Here is a 17,624-nt window from a genome sequence, read left to right as displayed (position 1 = left end):
TCGACTCACATAGGAGTAAGTCAGATATGCAGTCGACCGGCATCACCATGATCGACCACGCGGGCGAGTGGGCATTGGCTCGTTTGTCGGATCGTCCGGGGCGCGTCTTTCCCGCTCTCGTCCGCCGCGACCGGGTGCTCGATCTCTCCGCCAGACCCGAGGTCGGCAGTCCTACATCGACGGCTGAGCTGCTGGATCACTGGGATGATGTCTCTGCTGTACTCGACAGGCTCGCCCAGGTGCGTGACGGGTGGGAACCGTTGTCCGCGCACGAGGTGCTGAGCCCGGTGGAGCCACGTCAGATCTTTCAGGCCGGTGCCAACTACCGAACCCACGTCATCGATATCGCCGCCGCGCACCACGACGGTACCGACGGTCGGACCGTCGAACAGGTCCGTGCCGACGCGGCCGCCGAGATGGACGCGCGTCTGCTGCACCCGCCCTATGTCTTCCAGGGGCTGCCGAGTGCGATCTGCGGCGCGTACGACGAGGTAGTGCTCCCGGCCGACGGTACAGAACCGGACTGGGAGCTGGAACTCGCCGCCGTCATCGGTCGTCGCGCCCGGCGGATTCGTCCCGAGGAAGCTCTCGACTTCGTTGCGGGGTGGACCATGGTCAACGATCTGACGTTGCGGGAGAGGATCTTCCGTAAGGACATCCCAGCTCTGGGCGCGGACTGGCTCGCGGCGAAGAATTCCCCCACTTTCCTGCCCACGGGACCGGTGCTCGTGCCGCGCCGGGTGATACCCGACCCCGGCGACCTTCGCATCGTGTTGACGTTGAACGGCGAGACCATGCAGGACGAGTCGACCAAAGACATGATCTTCGACGTCGCGCGGATCATCGCGCACTGCTCCGAGGTGGCCACGCTGTTGCCCGGAGATCTCGTACTGACCGGGAGTCCCGCGGGCAACGGCAAGGCCTACGGCAGGCTGCTCCGGGCGGGCGATGTCATGGACTCGACCATCGGTGGGCTCGGATCCCAGCGCAACCGCTGCGTCGACGAGCAGGAGCGCTGATGGTCACCATCGACGTACACGCACACCTCGCGATCCCTGCGGTCGACAGCCTCATCGAAGGCCATCCGGGTCTGCTCGAACAACGCAAGGTCGATGGAGCGACACTCGGACCGGCCTCCCTGTCGGTGAACCTGGAACAGATGGGTGACATCGGGCCCCGGCTCGTCGGTCTCGATCTGCGTCTGGAAGCGATGGACGCGGCTCGTGTGGACATTCAGGCCGTCAGCGCGGTCCCGCTGCCGCACGCATGGGCCGACCGTGAACTGGCCACTCGCCTCGTCGCCGTCGGCAACGCGGGGGTTTCCACCTTCTGCGCGCGAGAGCCCGGTCGCTTGTTGCCGATCGGCACCGTCTCGTTGCAGCACCCGGATCTGGCCGTGGAACAGTTGCGCGCCGCAGTCGGTGATTTCGCGATGCGTGGCGTGCAGATCTCGACATCGGCCGGTCCGGACCGCGAGCTGGACCATCCCGATCTGGCCGAATTCTGGGCAGCTGCGGAGGAACTCGATGTCGCCGTGCTCATTCATCCCTGGGGCTGCACGCTCGGCGCGCGCCTCAACGCGTACTACCTGTTCAACAGCGTCGGGAACCCGACCGAAACCGCGCTCGCGCTGTCGCGAATCGTCTTCTCGGGACTGCTCGAACGCCACCCGCGTCTGAAGGTGTGGTCCGCACACGGGGGTGGCTACCTGACCAGCTATATGGTGCGGGCCGACCACGCGTGGTCGGTCCGACCCGACGCCAGGACGACCACCGAGGCGCCGTCGGCACTGCTGCGGCGAACCTATGTGGACTCACTGGTCTATACACCCGAGCAGTTACGCCATCTCGTGGCGACGATGGGGCCGACACAAGTGACTCTCGGGTCCGACTACCCGTTCGACATGGGCGTCGAAGATCCGGTCGATCGTCTCGAGGCAACTGGGTTCGATGACGCCGTGATGGAGGCGATCCGCGGTGGCAACGCGGCCCGGCTTCTCGGTCTGGATATCGCCACCTCGACCCTTCCTCAGGAAGTGCAACTATGACCGACCGGCTCATCACCCACCTGCGTCACGTCGACCTGGCCATTCCGGACTTCGACACACAACGGGAGTTCTATACCAACCTGTGGGGCCTCACCCCGGTGGCCGAGGACAACGGGATCGTGTTCCTGGCCGCCGAGGGATCTCCGGAGCAATATATCGTGCGGCTCCGCAAGGACTCCGAGAAGCGGCTTGACCTGATCTCCTACGGTGTCGCCTCGCGCGAGGACGTCGAGACGATGGCCGAGCGGCTCGGTCGGGCCGATGTCCAGTTGATCAGCGAGCCCGACACCCTGCACACCGCCGGCGGTGGTTACGGTTTTCGCTTCTTCGACATCGACGGTCGCACCATCGAGATCTCGGCCGATGTCGCCCTCCGTCAGCACCGCGGGATCGAGGAGCGGGAGTCGATCCCGGTGCGCCTGTCGCACGTCGTCATCAACTCACCCGACCCGTCGCGCACGCAGGCGTTCTACGAGCAGCATCTGGGATTCGCGCTCACCGACACGCTGACCCACCCGCATCTCGGCGAGATGATGAAGTTCATGCGGTGCAACCCCCAGCACCACAGCTTGGCCATCGCGAAGGGGCCGCACGTATCCCTGCACCACGTGTCCTTCGAGATGCGCGGCCTCGACGAATACATGCGCGGCACAGGACGATTGCTGCGTGCGGGGACCCGGTTGCTGTGGGGGCCCGGCCGGCACGCGGCGGGTGACAACACCTTCAGCTATTTCATCGACCCGCACGGCAACACCGTGGAGTACACCACCGAGTTGGAACTGCTCGATGAGGACAGTTGGCACCCGAGCCTCTACGACGTTTCGCGGTTGGAGAACCAGGACCAGTGGGGGACCGCCAACCCCTTCGGGGAACTCGTCGCCAAGGAGAGCTTCAACGACGTCGACCGAGGGCTCTTCATCGCGCCGCCTGTATGAGTGCCCGCCGACAGTCACTCACCCGATACGTATACCAACTCAGGAGGCATGTCATGCCCTCAGTCGACCGCGTCCTGGTCGTCGGCGCCGGTAGTGCGGGTGCCACGGTCGCCGCGCTGCTCGCGGATACCGGCGTCAGTGTCGATCTGATCGAGGCCAAGTCCGATATCTCGGCTCTCGGATCCGGTATAACACTGCAAGGCAACGCATTACGTGTGCTCGATAGGCTCGGTGTCCTGGACGCGTGCCTGGCCGAGGGGTGGGCCGGCGACGCCCTTGTGCTCCGGGCGCCGGATGCCGAAGCCACCGTGCTGGCCGAGCTCGCCGAACATCGCTCGGGCGGTCCGGATCTGCCGGCCAGCATGGGCATGTACCGGCCGGACCTCGCTCGCATTCTCGTAGCACGCGCCCAACGGGCCGGTGCCAAACTTCGATTATCGACCACCATCGACTCCCTGCGGCAGGACGATACCGGGGTGGACGTGCGGTTCGCCGACGGCTATACCGCGCGCTACGACCTCGTTGTGGCTGCCGATGGCGTGCGCTCCGCGACACGCCGATTGCTGGAGATACCGTTGGAAACCCGCTCCGTCGGAATGGGCGTCTGGCGAGTGTTCACGCCGCGTCCGCGCGAAGTTCTCGGCTCGCAGGCCTACTACGGTGGTCCCTGCTACATCGCGGGCTATACGCCGACCTCGGAATCGATGCTCTACGCGTTTCTGACCGAGGACGCCCAGGACCGCACTGTGTTGTCACCGCAACAGACCGTCGAGACGGTCAGAGAACTCATCGCCGCCTACCACGGTCCGTGGGATGAGATCCGAGCGTCGGTTACCGACCCCGCCCGCATCCACTACACCTGGACCGAAGCCCATCTGCTCGCCGCGCCCTGGCATCGCGGCCGCGTTGTCCTGATCGGTGACGCCGTCCATACCTGTCCACCCACCCTGGCTCAGGGCGCCGCGATGGCCCTGGAGGATGCGGCAGTCCTCGTGGAAATGCTCGCCACCGTCGACAACATCGACGAGGACCTGCTCACCCGGTTCGCCGAGCGCCGCCTCCCGCGCGTCGAAGCTGTGGTGGATGCCTCGGTGCAGATCGCGCGGTGGCAGTTGGACGGCATCGACGGTGACGTACCGGGCCTTATGGGTCGCATCGCGGCCATGACCAGCGAGGAACCGTGATGCAGGACTTCGATATCACCGCAGAACACGGCCGCGATCCCGAAGCCGCGATCGCACGTGCCGCGAAGCGGTACAGCAATTGGAACCGCTGGGGCGTCGACGACGGGATCGGCACCGTCAACTTCATCGATGAGAACAAGCGCAGCACCGCCGCGTCACTGATCCGGCACGGCCGGACTTTCAGCCTCTCGCTCCCCTTCGACGAGAACGGTCCGCAGTTCGGCTGGAAGCGTCGGGTCAACCCCGTCCACACCATGATGTCGACCGGTATGGATACCGCCGAGCAGATGGGATTGCCGCACGGCCTGTCCGTGGCGGACGACGCGGTGTTCATGCCACTTCAGTGCAGCACCCAGTGGGACGGACTGGGCCACGTCTTCGATCACGGCATCGCATGGAACGGCCGCGTCGGCCGCGAAATCGTCACCAGCGAAGGCGATGTCGCCACCGGTATCGAGCGCCTGTCGGCGCCTGTCCTCGGCAGGGGGGTGCTCCTGGATATCGGTCGTGCCCTGGGGGAGAACGGTGAGCTGCCCGACGGCTGCCCCATCACCAGCGCCGACATCGAGGAGACCATGCGCAGGCAGGGGACGAGCTCGCAGGTGGGGCGCGGCGACATCGTGCTGATACGTACCGGCCAGCTCACCCGCGCGCGCCGGGGCGTCGCGGCGGGTGAGGGATGGGGCAGGTACGCGGGTGGCCCCGCGCCGGGTCTGTCCTTCGAAACCGCGGGGTGGCTGCATCGCACCGAAATCGCCGCCGTCGCCACCGACACCTGGGGCGTGGAGGTCCGGCCCAACGAGTGGCCCGAGGCGATGCAGCCCCTGCACCAGGTCGCCTTGCCGCATATCGGTCTCCTGCTCGGCGAAATGTGGGACCTCGACACACTCGCGGCCGACTGCGCGGACGACGGTGTCTACGAATTCTTCCTCGCCGCGCAACCGTTGCCCTTCACCGGCGCGGTCGGCTCGCCGGTCAACCCGATCGCGGTGAAATGATATGCGCCTGACCACATTACATACGCCAGCTGGCGCTCGCATCGGTGTACTGGACCACGACATCATACGGATACTCGATATGGGCGCCACCTTGCTCGATGTGATCCGCGGGGGAGAGGAAGCACTCGCCGACGTGGCTCGTCAGGCCCGATCGGGCCAGGCGGTCGCGGTCGAGCACGCGACCTTCGCGCCGCTGCTCGAGCCCCCGAGTGTGCGTGATTTCCTCACCTACGAACAGCATCTCGCGGAACTGGCGGGACACGTTCCGGAGGAGTGGTACGAGAAGCCGCTGTTTTACTTCTCCAACCCCGCCGCGATCGTCGCTCCCTACGACGAGGTTCCGATACCACCATCGGTGACGCAGTACGACTACGAGCTGGAGATCGCCGCGGTCATCGGCCGCGCCGGTGCCGACCTCACCCCTGAGCAGGCGCAGCGGCACATCCTCGGCTACACGATCATGAACGACTGGTCGGCTCGGGACTTGCAGGTGCACGAGTTCAAATTCCCCATGGGGCCGTCGAAGTCCAAGGACGGCGCGATCACCCTGGGACCCTGGCTGGTCACGGCCGACGAAGTCGCCGACAGATTCGAGGACGGTCGGCTCGCCCTCACGACGTCGGTATGGCTCAACGGGGTACGCGTGGGTGGCGACAATTCGGCGAATATGGCCTGGTCCTTCGCCGAATTGGTCGCCTTCGCCTCGCGCGGCACAGTCGTCAGGCCCGGTGATGTGCTCGGATCCGGAACCTGCGGCACCGGTTGCCTCGCCGAGATCAAACGCACTCTGGGTGCGTCGGCCCCGGACTGGCTGAAACCGGGCGACGTCGTCCGCATCGAGGTCGAGAAACTCGGAATGATCGAGAATACTCTCGCTCCCGGACCGGCACCGACCGCTATTCCTCCCGGCCGCCGTCGAATTCACGCTGCCCCGCTCGAAGCGGGTAGCGGTCGACCAGATCCAGCAGAAGAGGTGCACCCGTGAAAATCGAGAACGCCGTCGCCGTCATCACCGGGGCCGGAAGCGGCATCGGTGCCGCGCTCGCTCGGCGGTTCGTCGCGGAAGGGGCCGCCGCGGTCGTGGTCAGCGACCGTGACGGTGCCGCGGCAGAGAAGGTCGCGCGCGAGATCGGCGCGACCGCCGATCAGACCGACGTCACCGATGAGCACGCCGTCGCCGCTCTGGTCGAGCGGACCCTGGCCCAGCACGGGCGGATCGATCTCTTCTGCTCCAATGCCGGGTGGTTCTGCGGTGGCGGGGTGGAGGTGGACACCGAAACCTGGCAGCGGGTCTTCGCGGTCAATGTGCTCGCGCACGTCTACGCGGCCCGCGCCGTGGTGCCCTCCATGCTGGAGCGCGGCAGCGGTTACCTGGTCAATGTCGCTTCGGCCGCCGGGCTGCTCACCACGCCGGGCGACGCGCCGTACACGGTGACCAAGCACGCGGCAGTGGCATTGGCCGAGTGGCTTGCCGTCACCTACGGCGGCCAGGGCATCGGAGTCAGCGCGGTATGTCCGCTCGGAGTGGCGACGCCGCTGCTGCTCGACCCCCTCGACGCCGGCCGGTCATCGGCACGAGTCGTCGCGGCATCGGGCGAGGTGCTGACACCGGAGGATGTGGCCGAATCGGTCGTGCGAGGCGTCGCCGAGGAGCGGTTTCTGATCCTGCCGCACGCCGAGGTCGGAAAGTTCTGGATGCAGAAGGCCGCCGACCCGCAGCGCTGGCTGGCCGGGGTCCGGCGACTGGTCGACTCCGTCGAAGCCCAGTGATCCAGGTGCGCGGCTGTTCGGGAGGTCAGCCGCGCACCCCCGTCAGAGTGCGCGTACTCGCGACTCGATCAGATCCGCGACCGTGTTCGGTCGGGTGAGCGCCGGACTGTGCCCACCGTCCCAGTCCACCCGATATGTCGCCCGGCCCGCCATCGCGCGCTGGAGTTCGGGATGCACGACCTCGTCGGCGGTACACACGACGTAGGTCGAGGGCACCCGATGCCAGGAGATCGCCTGCGGGACACCTCGAAACAGCAGACGTGAGACCGGTCGTAGTTTCGCGGTCGACCGCGCGGCGACTGTGGTGTGTGCGTCGCTGTAGAGCAGTCCCGGCCCGAGTGCCGGGTCCAGCGACACTTCGCCACTTTCGATGTCCAGCCGCATCGCGTCCCCGATCCGGCTGTCGGGAAGCCCTCGATCGGGAAGTGTCCGGCTGATCGATTCTCCCGAATCGAGCTGGTACGCCGCGATATACATCAGTTCTCGCACCAGGGGATGGGCGCCGGCTTCTGTGATGACCGCTCCGCCGTAGGAATGTCCGACGAGCACCGCCGGACGAGCGAATCGGTCGAGCGCGGCCCGTGTCGCGGCGATGTCGTCGGCCAACTCGGTCATCGGGAGTTCCACTGCGACAGTGTCGATCCCCCGCGACTCCAACGCCGCGACGACAGCGTCCCAGCACCACGCGCCGTGCCACAGACCGTGAACCAGTACAGCCCCGGCGGTGTCGCTCACGACCATCGCGGCCGACGCTTCTCCGCGAAAGCGGTCCGGCCCTCCACGTGGTCGGGATGCTCGGCCGCGGCACCCTGATGACGCGCTTCGATCGCGAGAGCCGCCTCGAAGGAGACCTCGCCGACGGTGCGGAACTGCTTCTTGGTCAGCGCCAGCGCATACGCCGGACCGGATGCCAGCAATTCGGCAAGGTTGTGCGCGCGAGCGGCGAGTTCGTCGTCGGGAACCACCTCGTTGAGCAGCCCGAGGGCGTGCGCCTCCGCGGCGCCGATCGAGCGGCCGCTCGCCGCGAACCAGAAGGCGCGGGCATACCCAAGCTCACGGACGAGATACCACGAGACGGCGCTATCGGGGACAAGCCCGACCTTGCCGAAAGCGCACGCGAATGAGGCACTCTCGGCGGCGAGGCGCTGATCGCAGGCTAGCGCCAGCCCCATCCCTGCGCCGACGGCCGGGCCGTTGACCGCGGCGATCACGGGTTTGGGCATGTCGGCGATGATCTGGACGATCGGGTTGTAGGAGCCGGCGACCGTTTCGTCGGCGTGCACCAGTTCGTCTGTCTCGGAGAGATCTTGGCCGACGCAGAATGCCCGACCGGTGCCCGCGAGGACGACGGCGCGTACCCCGGTATCGGCGGCGACGTTTCTCAGCGCGTCGATGAGTTGCCATCGTGTCGTGTGGTCCAACGCGTTCAACTTGTCGGGTCTATCGATCGAGACCGTCGCGATCGCGCCATCCCTCACCACGGTGATATTCACTGGACACTCCCCGCTTGGTGGCTGTCGGCATCGGGATGGATGACGCTGTGTTCGCGGCCTGCGACGGAATAGCCGCGCTCGGCATAGGGGAAGCCGTCGAGTTCGGTGTTTGCGGGGCGTATCTGGTAATACGATCGGATCTCACGAATGAGGCCGTCCTCGCCGGTGAACCACTCCGCGCCGCGGGTGGCGACTCGCTCGATGTCCCCGTCGGGCGTCCACCACATCGTCCATTCGATCACGGCCTGTTCCGGTGTGGCGCAGATACTCTCGACCACCCAGCGTGCGTCGATCATCCGCGTCACCTTGCGCCAGTAGCGTGCCAGATGCTCGGCCCCGACGACGGCTCGCGACCCGGTATTCGGTGTCAGGAACCAGTGCACTACGTCGGGGTGCAGGGTCCGCATCATCAGGTCGACGTCTCCGTCGGTACAGCCGTTGTAGTAGTCGGTGATCAGCGCGGTCCATGCTGTGGTCGTGGCCGCGGCGCGCGGTGGAGAGGTAGTCATCGCGTGGTCGGTCCTCATCGGTAGGTGTGGAATCCGGCGCCGGTCTTACGCCCGAGGCGTCCGGATCCGGCCAGCTCACGCAACGTCTCGGCAGGTGACAACCGAGGATCGTCATCAACCGCTGTCATCGACTCGAGCGCCGCGATGGTCACGTCGATGCCGATCAGGTCGATCAACGCCAGCGGCCCCATCGGGTGCTCGGCGCCCCGGCGCAGAAGCTCGTCGACCTCGTCGACGCCGCGGCCGGATTCGTGAAGGCGCACGGCATCGTTGAGAAAAGGAATCAGTAGCCGGTTGACGATGAAGCCGCGCGAATCGGCACACGTCACCGGGGTTTTCCCGATAGCACGCACCCAACTTCCGGCGCTGGACCGCAGAGACTCGGCCCCGACGACATCATCGGGAACCACGACTTCGACGAGTTTCATCACCGCGGCGGGGTTGAAGAAGTGCAACGCGAGGACAGGTCGCTCCGCCGTGAGGAACGGCCGGAGATCGGCCACTCGGAACGACGACGTGTTGGTCGCGACCGGTACGTGAGTGGGGATCGCCCTGTCGAGCTCCGACAGCACCGCAGCCTTGACGTCGAGATCCTCGGCGACGGCCTCCACCACGACATCGACGATCGAGAGGTCGGCGGCGTCGCCGGTGGTCCGCAGCCGCGCGAGCGCATCGGTCGCGGCTGTCTCTCCGAGACGGCCGCGCTCGCTCGCCCGCGTCAGACTCGCCGCCAGTCGATCCCGCATACGTTCACCCGACTCGGGGGAACGGGTCAACGCTATGACCTCACGGCCACTGCGGGTTACGGCCTCGGCGATCCCGGTGGCCATATGTCCGCTGCCGAGGATCCCGATCGAGCCTGTCCAGTCCGCACCGACCGCGGCCACCTCGACCGGCCCCGGGGCGATAGCCGGGGGCGTCCAGGTGATGCCGAATTCGCGTCGCTCGTCGGGGTCCAGCGTGGCGATCAACTCGAGCGGACCCTGGCGGTGCCCGGCCCCGAGTCGCATCGCCGCGTCGATGTCCGCGCCGGATGCGGTGCCGCGCTCCGCGAGAAAGATCGCGTCACGGAGCAGCCCCGCGAGCGCGTCGAGAGCTTCTCGTCGCGGTGGCACGACTTCCGCTGCGGGTTGGGGCATCACTGAGACCTCCTGGCCGACGAGGATGACGCACGTCACGTCCCGCCCAGTTTCCGACCGATGGCATTCGGATGGAAACGCTGATCCACGATGCGATGCCATCGCTGCCAGCGATACCCCGGCTGGTCGTGCGGATGTGGTACGTGATGGAGCAATCGAAGAACCGGATGGCTTACCAGTCGAATGAAGCGTTTCCGCCGGATGTCGCTTTCCGGCATCCTCACTATCAGCGGTGTGTGTGATCGACGCCGTAGGCACGAGGGCAGCAAGGAGGCTGGGACGTGGTCGAGATCGTGGCATCACCGCGTGAAGCGGTGGCGGGAATACCCGACGCAGCGACGGTGATGATCGGCGGGTTCGGCGAGGCCGGGCAACCGCTGGCGCTGGTCGAAGCGCTGATCGACTCGGGGGTCACCGACCTCACGGTGATCAACAACAACGCGGGCGGCGGGGATGTGGGCCTCGCGCGACTGATCGGTGCCGGACGGGTACGCAAGATCGTCTGCTCGTTTCCCCGGCAATCGGACTCCTGGCACTTCGACGACAAGTACCGCAAGGGCGAAATCGAGCTCGAGCTGGTGCCCCAGGGCAACCTCGCCGAACGGATCCGCGCCGCCGGCGCCGGTATCGGCGCCTTCTTCACACCTACCGGTTACGGCACGCTTCTCGCCGAGGGTAAGGAAACCCGCGAGATCGACGGCAGGCACTATGTGCTGGAGTACCCGCTGCGCGCCGACTATGCACTGATCAAGGCACAGATCGCCGACGAGCGGGGAAATCTCGTCTACCGCAAGACCGCTCGCAACTTCGGCCCGATCATGGCCGCGGCCGCCGATACGACGATCGTGGAGGTCGCCGAGATCATCGCGGCCGGTGGGCTCGATCCCGAACACGTGGTGACTCCCGCCATCTACGTCGACCGCGTGGTCCGGGTGGCATCTCTGCGCGAGGCCGAGAACTCGGCCGTCGCCGCACAGGCAGGCGCGACCTGGTGACCGCTATCGACCCTGAAGCCCGGCGTGGTCTGAGCAAGATCCAGATCGCCGAGATCGTTGCCCGCGACATACCGCACGGTGCGTACGTGAACCTTGGTATCGGACTGCCGACCCAGGTCTCCAACCACCTGAAACCGGATAGCGCGGTGACGCTGCATACCGAGAACGGCATGCTCGGGATGGGCCCCGAGGCCCGAGCGGACGAGATCGACCAGGACCTCGTCAACGCCGGTAAAGTTCCGGTGACCGAATTATCCGGGGCATCCTATTTCCACCACGCGGATTCGTTCGCGATGATGCGCGGAGGACACCTGGATGTCTGTGTCTTGGGCGCCTATCAGGTCTCGGCGGCGGGCGATCTCGCCAACTGGCACACCGGTCGACCCGAGGATATCCCCGCGGTAGGCGGTGCGATGGATCTCGCCATCGGAGCCAAACAGACCTTCGTGATGATGAACCTGCTGGACCGGGCCGGGAACTCCAAATTGGTCGCCGAGTGCACCTACCCACTGACCGGGATGCGTTGCGTCAGTCGCGTCTACACCGACCTCGCCGTCTTCGTGCTGGATCGGCGCGGTGACAATCCGCGGGTGACCGTCCGTGAGATGTTCGGTACAACGTTCGATGAGCTCGCCGACATCGTCGGGCTACCGCTGGTGGACGCGAGCGTCCTGTGAGCTGCGGCGGTCGGCGTTCGGCCGCCATAGCTGCGGAGAAACGGCGCCAGACCGGCTACATTCCAGTTGTGACATTCGGAGGCACGCGAGCCGGCGCGTGGCGTGGTCCGCCGATCACTATCGGTTCACGGCTCCAGGAAGAGTCGTTCGCACGGCAGCCGTAGCAGCGGTCGGTGATCCGCGATGCTGTCGCAGACCAGTTCGATTGTGAGGCTCCGCTTCGACGACTGCTTTGATTCTCGCCACCGATTGCTCCAAATTCGATACAAGATCTCGACGGCGGTCGCGAACGAGAAGGAACAACCACTCGTAGATCAACACCCCCGGTGGGCAGGTCGACACATACCCGGAACTCCTCGGACAACCGCACCGTGCCGGGTTCCGATTTTTCCTCGAGAAGGTAGGTCCACTGCGTCCAGTCACCGCCCATCGACTGGACCACGAACGAGCACCGTCGCCCCTGCTCCGCGGCGACCACCTTCGCATCCGTTCGGCACACACCGATCCTGTGGCGATTCCACGAGCGGAACTGATCCTCGGTCAGCCATCGAGCGGACGTGGTCTCGGGGCTCCACGACGAGCAGATGTACGGCCCGACCATCGACACCGGCACGGCGCAGCGACATGCATTGTCGCGGTGACCGGCCCGGCCGCTTGATACTCGAACGCGCGTGACCCGATGTCCAATAACCGGCGCGAAAACCAACGGCTATAACGCGTATCAATGGTGCGGAACACTCATCCCGGGGCCGGTCAGTGGCTCGGTCGACCTCGGATCACTCCCTCGGAGCCGGACTGCTCGCCATCTGGCGGCGGCGATATCGCGTGCCGCGAGTACCTGGTGCGCGACCCGGCGGGCCGCGGGATCTGGGTGCGGTTGCCGGCCGGTCCGTTGCTGATCGATATCTCCATCGGCTCTGGCTCTGGCGCAACGGTATTCGGCGGCCTTCGCCGCGCGCTTCATCGACGATTCGGTCTCGACTCGAGACGGTTGCTCGCGGCGACTCGAATGGTTACAGTGATGATCTACCTCAAAGTCCAGTGTCACTAGTCACATCAATCGAGCAGCACTATACAACGATCCGGGCTGCGACCCGTGTCTCGAATGTGCCGAACAGAGTCCGATGCGTCCCGGACCGGATCGATGTGCCTGATTCGCTTCTCGCACCACACCGTCGTGCGTACTGAGATCGGAGAACAAACCAGTGCCCCACGCGAAGCCTCAGGAACTGTCGGCCGGTGGTGGCGGACGTTGGCCGACTGTATCCACCGCGTTCCGATCCGAGCAGTGGGGCGATATGGAGGTTGGTTTCACGACCGTCGACGGCCCGCTCGACTGCACGGACCTGTACCGACATGGTGGAATGCCCGGCGGAGTCTGTATGTGTCCGCATTATGGCTACATCTTCAGCGGAAGTATGCGAGCCGTCTACCCCGATACCGGCAGGCCCGACGAAATCGCGACGGCCGGAGAAGCGTACTTCTTTCCGGCCGGCCACATCCTCGTATACGACGAGCCGACCTCAGCCCTGGAATTCAATCCCGCGCATGCTCTTCAGGCATGCATGGATGTCATGGAACGAATGGCCAAAGCTCAACGGACGACGGATTAGCATGGCCGCCTATTCAGGCGGGTCCGCAACCTCGAGCGTGACCGTGCCGGAAAGCCTCGATGAAGCGATGTCTGCGGCGTGGCTCACGGCAGCACTACGCCCGAGGTTTCCTGGCATCGAAGTCACCGACGTCATTCGCGGACCGGTCGTGGACCGTGTATCGACGAATGCGCGATTCACCATCGAGTGTGAGGGCGGTGTGCCCGAAGGGCTTTCGTCCCACCTGTGTGTCAAGGGCTACTTCAACGAGATCGGGCACACGGTCCGTCGGTTCTGCGAATCCGAAGCCTTTTTCTACCGTGATCTGGCTCCCGCTACCGGGGTTCGGACCTTGCGGAGCGTCTATGCCGACGTCAGCGCGGCCACTCACCACGGTGTCGTGATCACCGAGGACGTTCTTGCCGATGGCGGCACGTTCCTCGACGGAACCACCGAGTATTCACCCGAGCAGGCGGCCGACAGCCTCGCCGAGTTCGCGAGGCTCCACGCGGCAACTTGGGCCGATGCGCGACATTCGAAACTTCCGTGGTTGCAACCGCGCCTCGCGCAACTGTTCGCGACGCGCGGACTCGCGGAGATCAGTCACAACTTCGACGGCCCGATCGGTGCGAACGTCCCGATCGAGGTACGCGATGCGCGACGACTCTTCGACGGATATCGCGCTCTCGTCGCAGTCGAAGCCGCTTCGTCTGCTTCGCAATGTGTGATTCACGGTGACGCCCACGTGGGCAACATGTATCTCGACGGCGAAGGGCGACCCGCGTTGGTCGACTGGCAGTTGGTACAGCGCGGTCGATGGTACTTCGACGTCGGCTATCACATCGCCTCGGCGCTCACAGTCGAAGACCGTAGGCGCTCGGAACGAGAACTGCTGCGGCACTACCTCGACACCCTCGCCGCGCATGGCGTAGACGCTCCGTCCTGGAACACTGCCTGGCGGGCAATGGCTCGCGGAATCCTGCACGGTTTCTACCTTTGGGGCATCACGGTACAGGTCACCCCTGCTGTCACCGCCGAGCTCCTGCGCCGAATCGGTACGGCTGCGGTCGATCACGACGCGTACGAGGTGGCGGCTACGGTACTTCGAGCGTGAGCGATTGTGCGTCGAATCGTCCGCCGGACGCGGTGTTCCGGCGATATCGGAGGCTGGAGATCTCGGCGCCGCTGGTGACCGCACATCTCGATCTCGAATGCCTGCATGCCTTCGGTCGCCATTGATGGGACCCCGTTGATCGGGTCCGGACCATCGGGACAGGTCAGATCTGCACGCCGCGGCGGTGAACCGGTCTCGACAAGAGGTCGGTTCCCTCGACCGTGCTGATTCGGAACCGATCGGTGCCGACTGAAGACGACCTCGGAGTGCGCATGCCCAGACTGCCCCTGATCACCACCGATATCGCCGAGGAAGCCCGATCCGCACGACTCGTCGAGGTGAAGCGGCAACGGTCCTGCCGAGACCGTAAGTGGGAACCCGGACAAGTGAATTGATGTCGGCGGTCCTCGAATGGTGAGGGTGTGGAATGTGCAACGCCGAGCGCTTCGGTCGACTCATCTCGGCGTCGGCGGACGGAATTGCCTCCCGAATCCGGGAGGTCGGGTTGGTCGAACCATCGGCGTCGTAGTCATCCGGCGGGGGGAGCGGGGATGCCTGTGCGTTGTCGGTAGAAATCCGATATTGGTGGTTGGTCACCGCTGTGAGTGGTGTGGGGTGTGTCTGGTGGATGAGAGTGAAGCGGGCACCGCAAGGGTCGATAAGAGCGCCGGCGATATCGGGGTCGGGTGCGGCGCCGAGTTGTTCGGCGCGGTAGCGGGTCGCCGCCGGGTCGGCGACAGGGAATCGGATCAGCCATGGTGAGGGGCGTACTGGCGTGGTGACCTGGGACCATGTGGCGATGAATCGCGCACTGTCGGTGATGGTGCCGTCGGGCAGTAGTCGCCAACCCAGTGCGGCCTCGACGAATGCCTGCGATCCTGTTGTGTCGTGGACGAACAGGTGGGCGTGGACCCTGCTGCCTCCGTGCTTTCGTGGTTGCCAGATCGAGAACCGGATGTCTTGGGGACCGTGTGCCACGGCACTGATTCCGGCGTCCCCGGCGACGGTGGGTGGGACCAGGATTGCCGCGCCCGCAGTGTGAACGGTTCGGGTGGTGGCGTAGATATCGGGGGTTCCGACGTAAACGGTCCAGTACGGAGGACCGGGGTCGTCTGCGGGGCCGAACGCGGCGACAGGCTCGTCGTGCAGTGAGGCGATGCGGTAGCCCGTATCGTCGGGTGCGTCGATGGACCAGCTCAACAGCTGACGGTAGAAATCGGCCGCGCGCTCGGTGTCGGTGACGCCGAGGTCGATCCAGCAGAGATCGCTCGTCATCACGCGGGACTTCCCAGTGCGTTCAGCAGGAGTGTGGTGAATTCTGCGACGTCCTGGTCGCTTTGGGCGGTGATCATGGTTCCGTCGACATGGGTGTGGTCCGGGGTCCAGGTGGCGCCCGCGTTGGTGAGATCTGTCGCCAGACTGGGCCACGCGGCAACTGTGCGGCCCGCGACCAGAGCGGCGTCGATCAGTGTCCATGGGCCGTGGCATATCGCTGCGATCGGCGCACCGTTCGCGTTTGCTTCGCGCAGGAACCGGTGTGCGCTCGAATCCCGACGGAGGATGTCGGGATTGGCCACACCGCCGGGAAGGACGACGGCGTCGTAGTCGGCGGCACGGGCGTCGGCGATCGTCATATTCACCGGATGGCGGCCGACTCGATCGAGATGACGGTATGTCTCGACGTATCCGGAGAACGGGGCGAGGAGTACCGCGTGGAACCCCGCGGTCGTGACGGCCCGCCAGGGATGGACGAGTTCTATTTCCTCGATGCCGTCGTTGGCGACGAGGAATGCGACGGCGCGTGTCGTGGGGCGAGACATCTAATTGGTCCTTCTATCTCGATGATGCGCATCGGTGGCCGCGCTGCTCGGGTCGCGGCCACCGGGTGGCTCAGTGGGCGGCGGTGATCGTGTCGATGAGGGCTTCGTTGGTGTAGGCGATGCCTGCGATTCCCCAGGCTCCGTCGGGTGCGTTGAGGATGTTGACCCAGGTGTCGGTCCGTTCGTGTCCGGTCACGGTGAGGGCGTCGACGATGTCGGTGGCGGCGGTGATGAACGCGGCGCGTGCCGCGAGATCGGGCAGTCCGATGTTCGGCAGTTTCAACTCGACCATCACCACCGGCCGGTTGATTCCGCCTGCGTAAATGTGTTCGGGCGCCAGCAGGTGGACGGTGCCGCCGACGATCGAGGTGAAGGCCGAGTTGCCGTTGGCGCCGCTGACATCGACGAGTGCGGCGGTCAGCTGGGGCAGGATTTCGCGTTCACCGAATTCGGTGAGTACGCCGAGTGGGGCGGTGACTGTGATAGGCACTGGATCCTCCTACGCTACCTCGCTAGTACGTACGTACTAGCGAGGTAAGTGTGCAGTAGGATGCTTGTACTAGTCAAGTGCCGGGAGGTTCTGTGTCCGCCGATACCCGATCACGGATGATCGATGCCGCCGTCACGGCGTTGCAGCACCGTGGCGTGGCCGGGATGTCGTTCACCGAGATCCTGTCTGCCGCCGGTGCGGCTCGTGGCGCGATCTATCATCATTTCCCCGGCGGGAAGAAAGAACTCGTTTCCGAGGCGGCCCTGCGCAACGGCGCCGATGTGCGGGCGGTGTTCGCCGAAGTGCCCGGTGAGAGCCCTACGGCGGTGGTCGAGAATTTCCTGGCGACTGTTCGTCCGGTGGTCGAGGCATCCACCGCGGGTGGCGGATGCGCGGTCGCGGCGCTGACCGTGGCCCCGGAGGACGAGCGGTTGCGGCAGATCGCGGCTGGGGCGTTCGATTCCTGGACCGCGGCATTGGCCGAGCGGCTGCTCGCCGCCGGTGTCCCCGAGCTTCGTGCGGCCGAGGATCTGGCCGCGATGCTCATCGGCCTTCTGGAAGGAGCCCACATCACCTGCCGCGCGGCCGGTGCGATGGGGCCGTTCGAGCAGGCGTCCCGCGCGGCGATCGAACTCGTGCGTGCGCGTTATTCGTCCATGTAAGCCTTCGATGCGCGCCGACCACACGCCAGGCCATCGCAACCCCGGGGGTTGTAGTTCCGACCGGCGTCCGTTTTCGTTCAGCCGCGTGCGGCCTTGAGCAGATCCTCGCGGGTGGTGAGCTTGACGCGGGGGCGTCCCGCCGCCTTGCCCGCGGTCTTCTCGGCGGCGTCGATGGCCTTCCAGCCGTCACGGTCGACGA

19 protein-coding genes are annotated in these 17,624 nt (G+C 65.7%); 12 read left to right on the top strand and 7 right to left on the bottom strand.

Annotated elements, in window-relative coordinates:
* Positions 1–26: 26 nt before the first annotated feature.
* From JZ792_RS05250 to JZ792_RS05220, 7 genes are all read left to right on the top strand, one after another.
* Positions 27–1,019, top strand: a complete 993-nt coding sequence (locus JZ792_RS05250) for a fumarylacetoacetate hydrolase family protein (RefSeq protein WP_216907385.1) — start codon at positions 27–29, stop codon at positions 1,017–1,019.
* Entirely contained in the window at positions 1,019–2,047 is a 1,029-nt protein-coding gene (locus JZ792_RS05245) for an amidohydrolase family protein (protein ID WP_216907383.1), read from the top strand. Before JZ792_RS05250 ends, JZ792_RS05245 begins: the two co-directional genes overlap by 1 nt.
* The gene (locus tag JZ792_RS05240; RefSeq protein WP_216907381.1) at positions 2,044–2,982 is read left to right on the top strand and encodes a VOC family protein; all 939 of its coding nucleotides are present in this window, start codon (positions 2,044–2,046) and stop codon (positions 2,980–2,982) included. Before JZ792_RS05245 ends, JZ792_RS05240 begins: the two co-directional genes overlap by 4 nt.
* Before the next feature lie 53 nt (positions 2,983–3,035).
* A complete protein-coding gene (locus JZ792_RS05235; RefSeq protein ID WP_216907379.1) occupies positions 3,036–4,166 on the top strand; it encodes an FAD-dependent monooxygenase in 1,131 nt (376 codons plus the stop codon).
* Entirely contained in the window at positions 4,166–5,164 is a 999-nt protein-coding gene (locus tag JZ792_RS05230; RefSeq protein ID WP_216907377.1) for a cyclase family protein, read from the top strand. Before JZ792_RS05235 ends, JZ792_RS05230 begins: the two co-directional genes overlap by 1 nt.
* A gap of 79 nt (positions 5,165–5,243) precedes the next feature.
* Positions 5,244–6,149: a fumarylacetoacetate hydrolase family protein gene (locus JZ792_RS05225; RefSeq protein ID WP_216907374.1), complete on the top strand. Its 906-nt coding sequence runs from the start codon at positions 5,244–5,246 to the stop codon at positions 6,147–6,149.
* Positions 6,146–6,934 (top strand): SDR family oxidoreductase, encoded by a 789-nt coding sequence (locus JZ792_RS05220; protein ID WP_216907372.1) that lies wholly within the window; start codon positions 6,146–6,148, stop codon positions 6,932–6,934. Before JZ792_RS05225 ends, JZ792_RS05220 begins: the two co-directional genes overlap by 4 nt.
* 42 nt (positions 6,935–6,976) lie before the next feature.
* Here the strand turns inward: JZ792_RS05220 and JZ792_RS05215 are convergent, their stop codons facing one another.
* From JZ792_RS05215 to JZ792_RS05200, 4 genes are read right to left on the bottom strand one after another with little or no spacing between them, the layout of a single operon-like run.
* On the bottom strand, positions 6,977–7,675 hold the full coding sequence (locus JZ792_RS05215) for an alpha/beta fold hydrolase (protein ID WP_216907370.1): 699 nt from the start codon (positions 7,673–7,675) through the stop codon (positions 6,977–6,979).
* Positions 7,666–8,427, bottom strand: a complete 762-nt coding sequence (locus JZ792_RS05210) for an enoyl-CoA hydratase/isomerase family protein (RefSeq protein ID WP_216907368.1) — start codon at positions 8,425–8,427, stop codon at positions 7,666–7,668. The genes JZ792_RS05215 and JZ792_RS05210 overlap by 10 nt, the downstream gene beginning before the upstream one ends.
* Positions 8,424–8,936 (bottom strand): nuclear transport factor 2 family protein, encoded by a 513-nt coding sequence (locus tag JZ792_RS05205; RefSeq protein WP_216907366.1) that lies wholly within the window; start codon positions 8,934–8,936, stop codon positions 8,424–8,426. The genes JZ792_RS05210 and JZ792_RS05205 overlap by 4 nt, the downstream gene beginning before the upstream one ends.
* Before the next feature lie 14 nt (positions 8,937–8,950).
* Positions 8,951–10,075: a 3-hydroxyacyl-CoA dehydrogenase family protein gene (locus JZ792_RS05200; protein WP_216907364.1), complete on the bottom strand. Its 1,125-nt coding sequence runs from the start codon at positions 10,073–10,075 to the stop codon at positions 8,951–8,953.
* Between the two features lie 71 nt (positions 10,076–10,146).
* On the opposite strand from JZ792_RS05200, the gene JZ792_RS05195 reads away from it, so the two are divergent.
* The 4 genes from JZ792_RS05195 to JZ792_RS05180 all read left to right on the top strand — a co-directional run bounded on the left by JZ792_RS05195 (position 10,147) and on the right by JZ792_RS05180 (position 14,453).
* Positions 10,147–10,317, top strand: a complete 171-nt coding sequence (locus JZ792_RS05195; protein WP_216907362.1) for a hypothetical protein — start codon at positions 10,147–10,149, stop codon at positions 10,315–10,317.
* A gap of 39 nt (positions 10,318–10,356) precedes the next feature.
* On the top strand, positions 10,357–11,070 hold the full coding sequence (locus JZ792_RS05190) for a 3-oxoacid CoA-transferase subunit A (RefSeq protein WP_216907360.1): 714 nt from the start codon (positions 10,357–10,359) through the stop codon (positions 11,068–11,070).
* The gene (locus JZ792_RS05185) at positions 11,067–11,747 is read left to right on the top strand and encodes a 3-oxoacid CoA-transferase subunit B (protein WP_308165152.1); all 681 of its coding nucleotides are present in this window, start codon (positions 11,067–11,069) and stop codon (positions 11,745–11,747) included. Before JZ792_RS05190 ends, JZ792_RS05185 begins: the two co-directional genes overlap by 4 nt.
* Positions 11,748–13,295: 1,548 nt before the next feature.
* Positions 13,296–14,453 carry a phosphotransferase family protein gene (locus JZ792_RS05180; protein ID WP_254189346.1) on the top strand — a complete coding sequence of 386 codons (1,158 nt, stop codon included), beginning with the start codon at positions 13,296–13,298 and terminating at the stop codon, positions 14,451–14,453.
* Positions 14,454–14,744: 291 nt separating this feature from the next.
* Here JZ792_RS05180 and JZ792_RS05175 read toward each other — a convergent pair whose 3' ends face one another.
* The 3 genes from JZ792_RS05175 to JZ792_RS05165 all read right to left on the bottom strand — a co-directional run bounded on the left by JZ792_RS05175 (position 14,745) and on the right by JZ792_RS05165 (position 16,763).
* Complete coding sequence (locus tag JZ792_RS05175; RefSeq protein ID WP_216907358.1) at positions 14,745–15,728, bottom strand: VOC family protein; 984 nt, start codon at positions 15,726–15,728, stop codon at positions 14,745–14,747.
* Positions 15,728–16,273, bottom strand: coding sequence for a DJ-1/PfpI family protein (locus JZ792_RS05170; protein ID WP_216907356.1), 546 nt, complete (start codon positions 16,271–16,273; stop codon positions 15,728–15,730). The genes JZ792_RS05175 and JZ792_RS05170 overlap by 1 nt, the downstream gene beginning before the upstream one ends.
* A 70-nt stretch (positions 16,274–16,343) precedes the next feature.
* Positions 16,344–16,763, bottom strand: coding sequence for a hypothetical protein (locus tag JZ792_RS05165; RefSeq protein ID WP_216907354.1), 420 nt, complete (start codon positions 16,761–16,763; stop codon positions 16,344–16,346).
* Positions 16,764–16,855: 92 nt separating this feature from the next.
* Here JZ792_RS05165 and JZ792_RS05160 point away from each other — a divergent pair, with 92 nt between their 5' ends.
* Complete coding sequence (locus JZ792_RS05160; RefSeq protein WP_308165151.1) at positions 16,856–17,425, top strand: TetR/AcrR family transcriptional regulator; 570 nt, start codon at positions 16,856–16,858, stop codon at positions 17,423–17,425.
* Positions 17,426–17,624: the final 199 nt, after the last annotated feature.

The organism is Nocardia noduli (genome assembly GCF_019038455.1).
GTDB classification, from domain to species: Bacteria; Actinomycetota; Actinomycetes; order Mycobacteriales; family Mycobacteriaceae; genus Nocardia; species Nocardia noduli.
Note: the sequence above shows the minus strand (reverse complement) of the source record. Positions and strands in the feature narration are given on the sequence as shown.

Coding starts and splice junctions, on each gene's coding strand:
- JZ792_RS05170 (WP_216907356.1), bottom strand. CDS start 16,273: ATGTCTCGCCCCACGACACGCGCCGTCGCATTCCTCGTCGCCAACGAC.
- JZ792_RS05200 (WP_216907364.1), bottom strand. CDS start 10,075: ATGCCCCAACCCGCAGCGGAAGTCGTGCCACCGCGACGAGAAGCTCTC.
- JZ792_RS05235 (WP_216907379.1), top strand. CDS start 3,036: ATGCCCTCAGTCGACCGCGTCCTGGTCGTCGGCGCCGGTAGTGCGGGT.
- JZ792_RS05180 (WP_254189346.1), top strand. CDS start 13,296: ATGCTCTTCAGGCATGCATGGATGTCATGGAACGAATGGCCAAAGCTC.
- JZ792_RS05240 (WP_216907381.1), top strand. CDS start 2,044: ATGACCGACCGGCTCATCACCCACCTGCGTCACGTCGACCTGGCCATT.
- JZ792_RS05230 (WP_216907377.1), top strand. CDS start 4,166: ATGCAGGACTTCGATATCACCGCAGAACACGGCCGCGATCCCGAAGCC.
- JZ792_RS05205 (WP_216907366.1), bottom strand. CDS start 8,936: ATGACTACCTCTCCACCGCGCGCCGCGGCCACGACCACAGCATGGACC.
- JZ792_RS05215 (WP_216907370.1), bottom strand. CDS start 7,675: ATGGTCGTGAGCGACACCGCCGGGGCTGTACTGGTTCACGGTCTGTGG.
- JZ792_RS05245 (WP_216907383.1), top strand. CDS start 1,019: ATGGTCACCATCGACGTACACGCACACCTCGCGATCCCTGCGGTCGAC.
- JZ792_RS05225 (WP_216907374.1), top strand. CDS start 5,244: ATGGGCGCCACCTTGCTCGATGTGATCCGCGGGGGAGAGGAAGCACTC.
- JZ792_RS05250 (WP_216907385.1), top strand. CDS start 27: ATGCAGTCGACCGGCATCACCATGATCGACCACGCGGGCGAGTGGGCA.
- JZ792_RS05195 (WP_216907362.1), top strand. CDS start 10,147: ATGGAAACGCTGATCCACGATGCGATGCCATCGCTGCCAGCGATACCC.
- JZ792_RS05175 (WP_216907358.1), bottom strand. CDS start 15,728: ATGACGAGCGATCTCTGCTGGATCGACCTCGGCGTCACCGACACCGAG.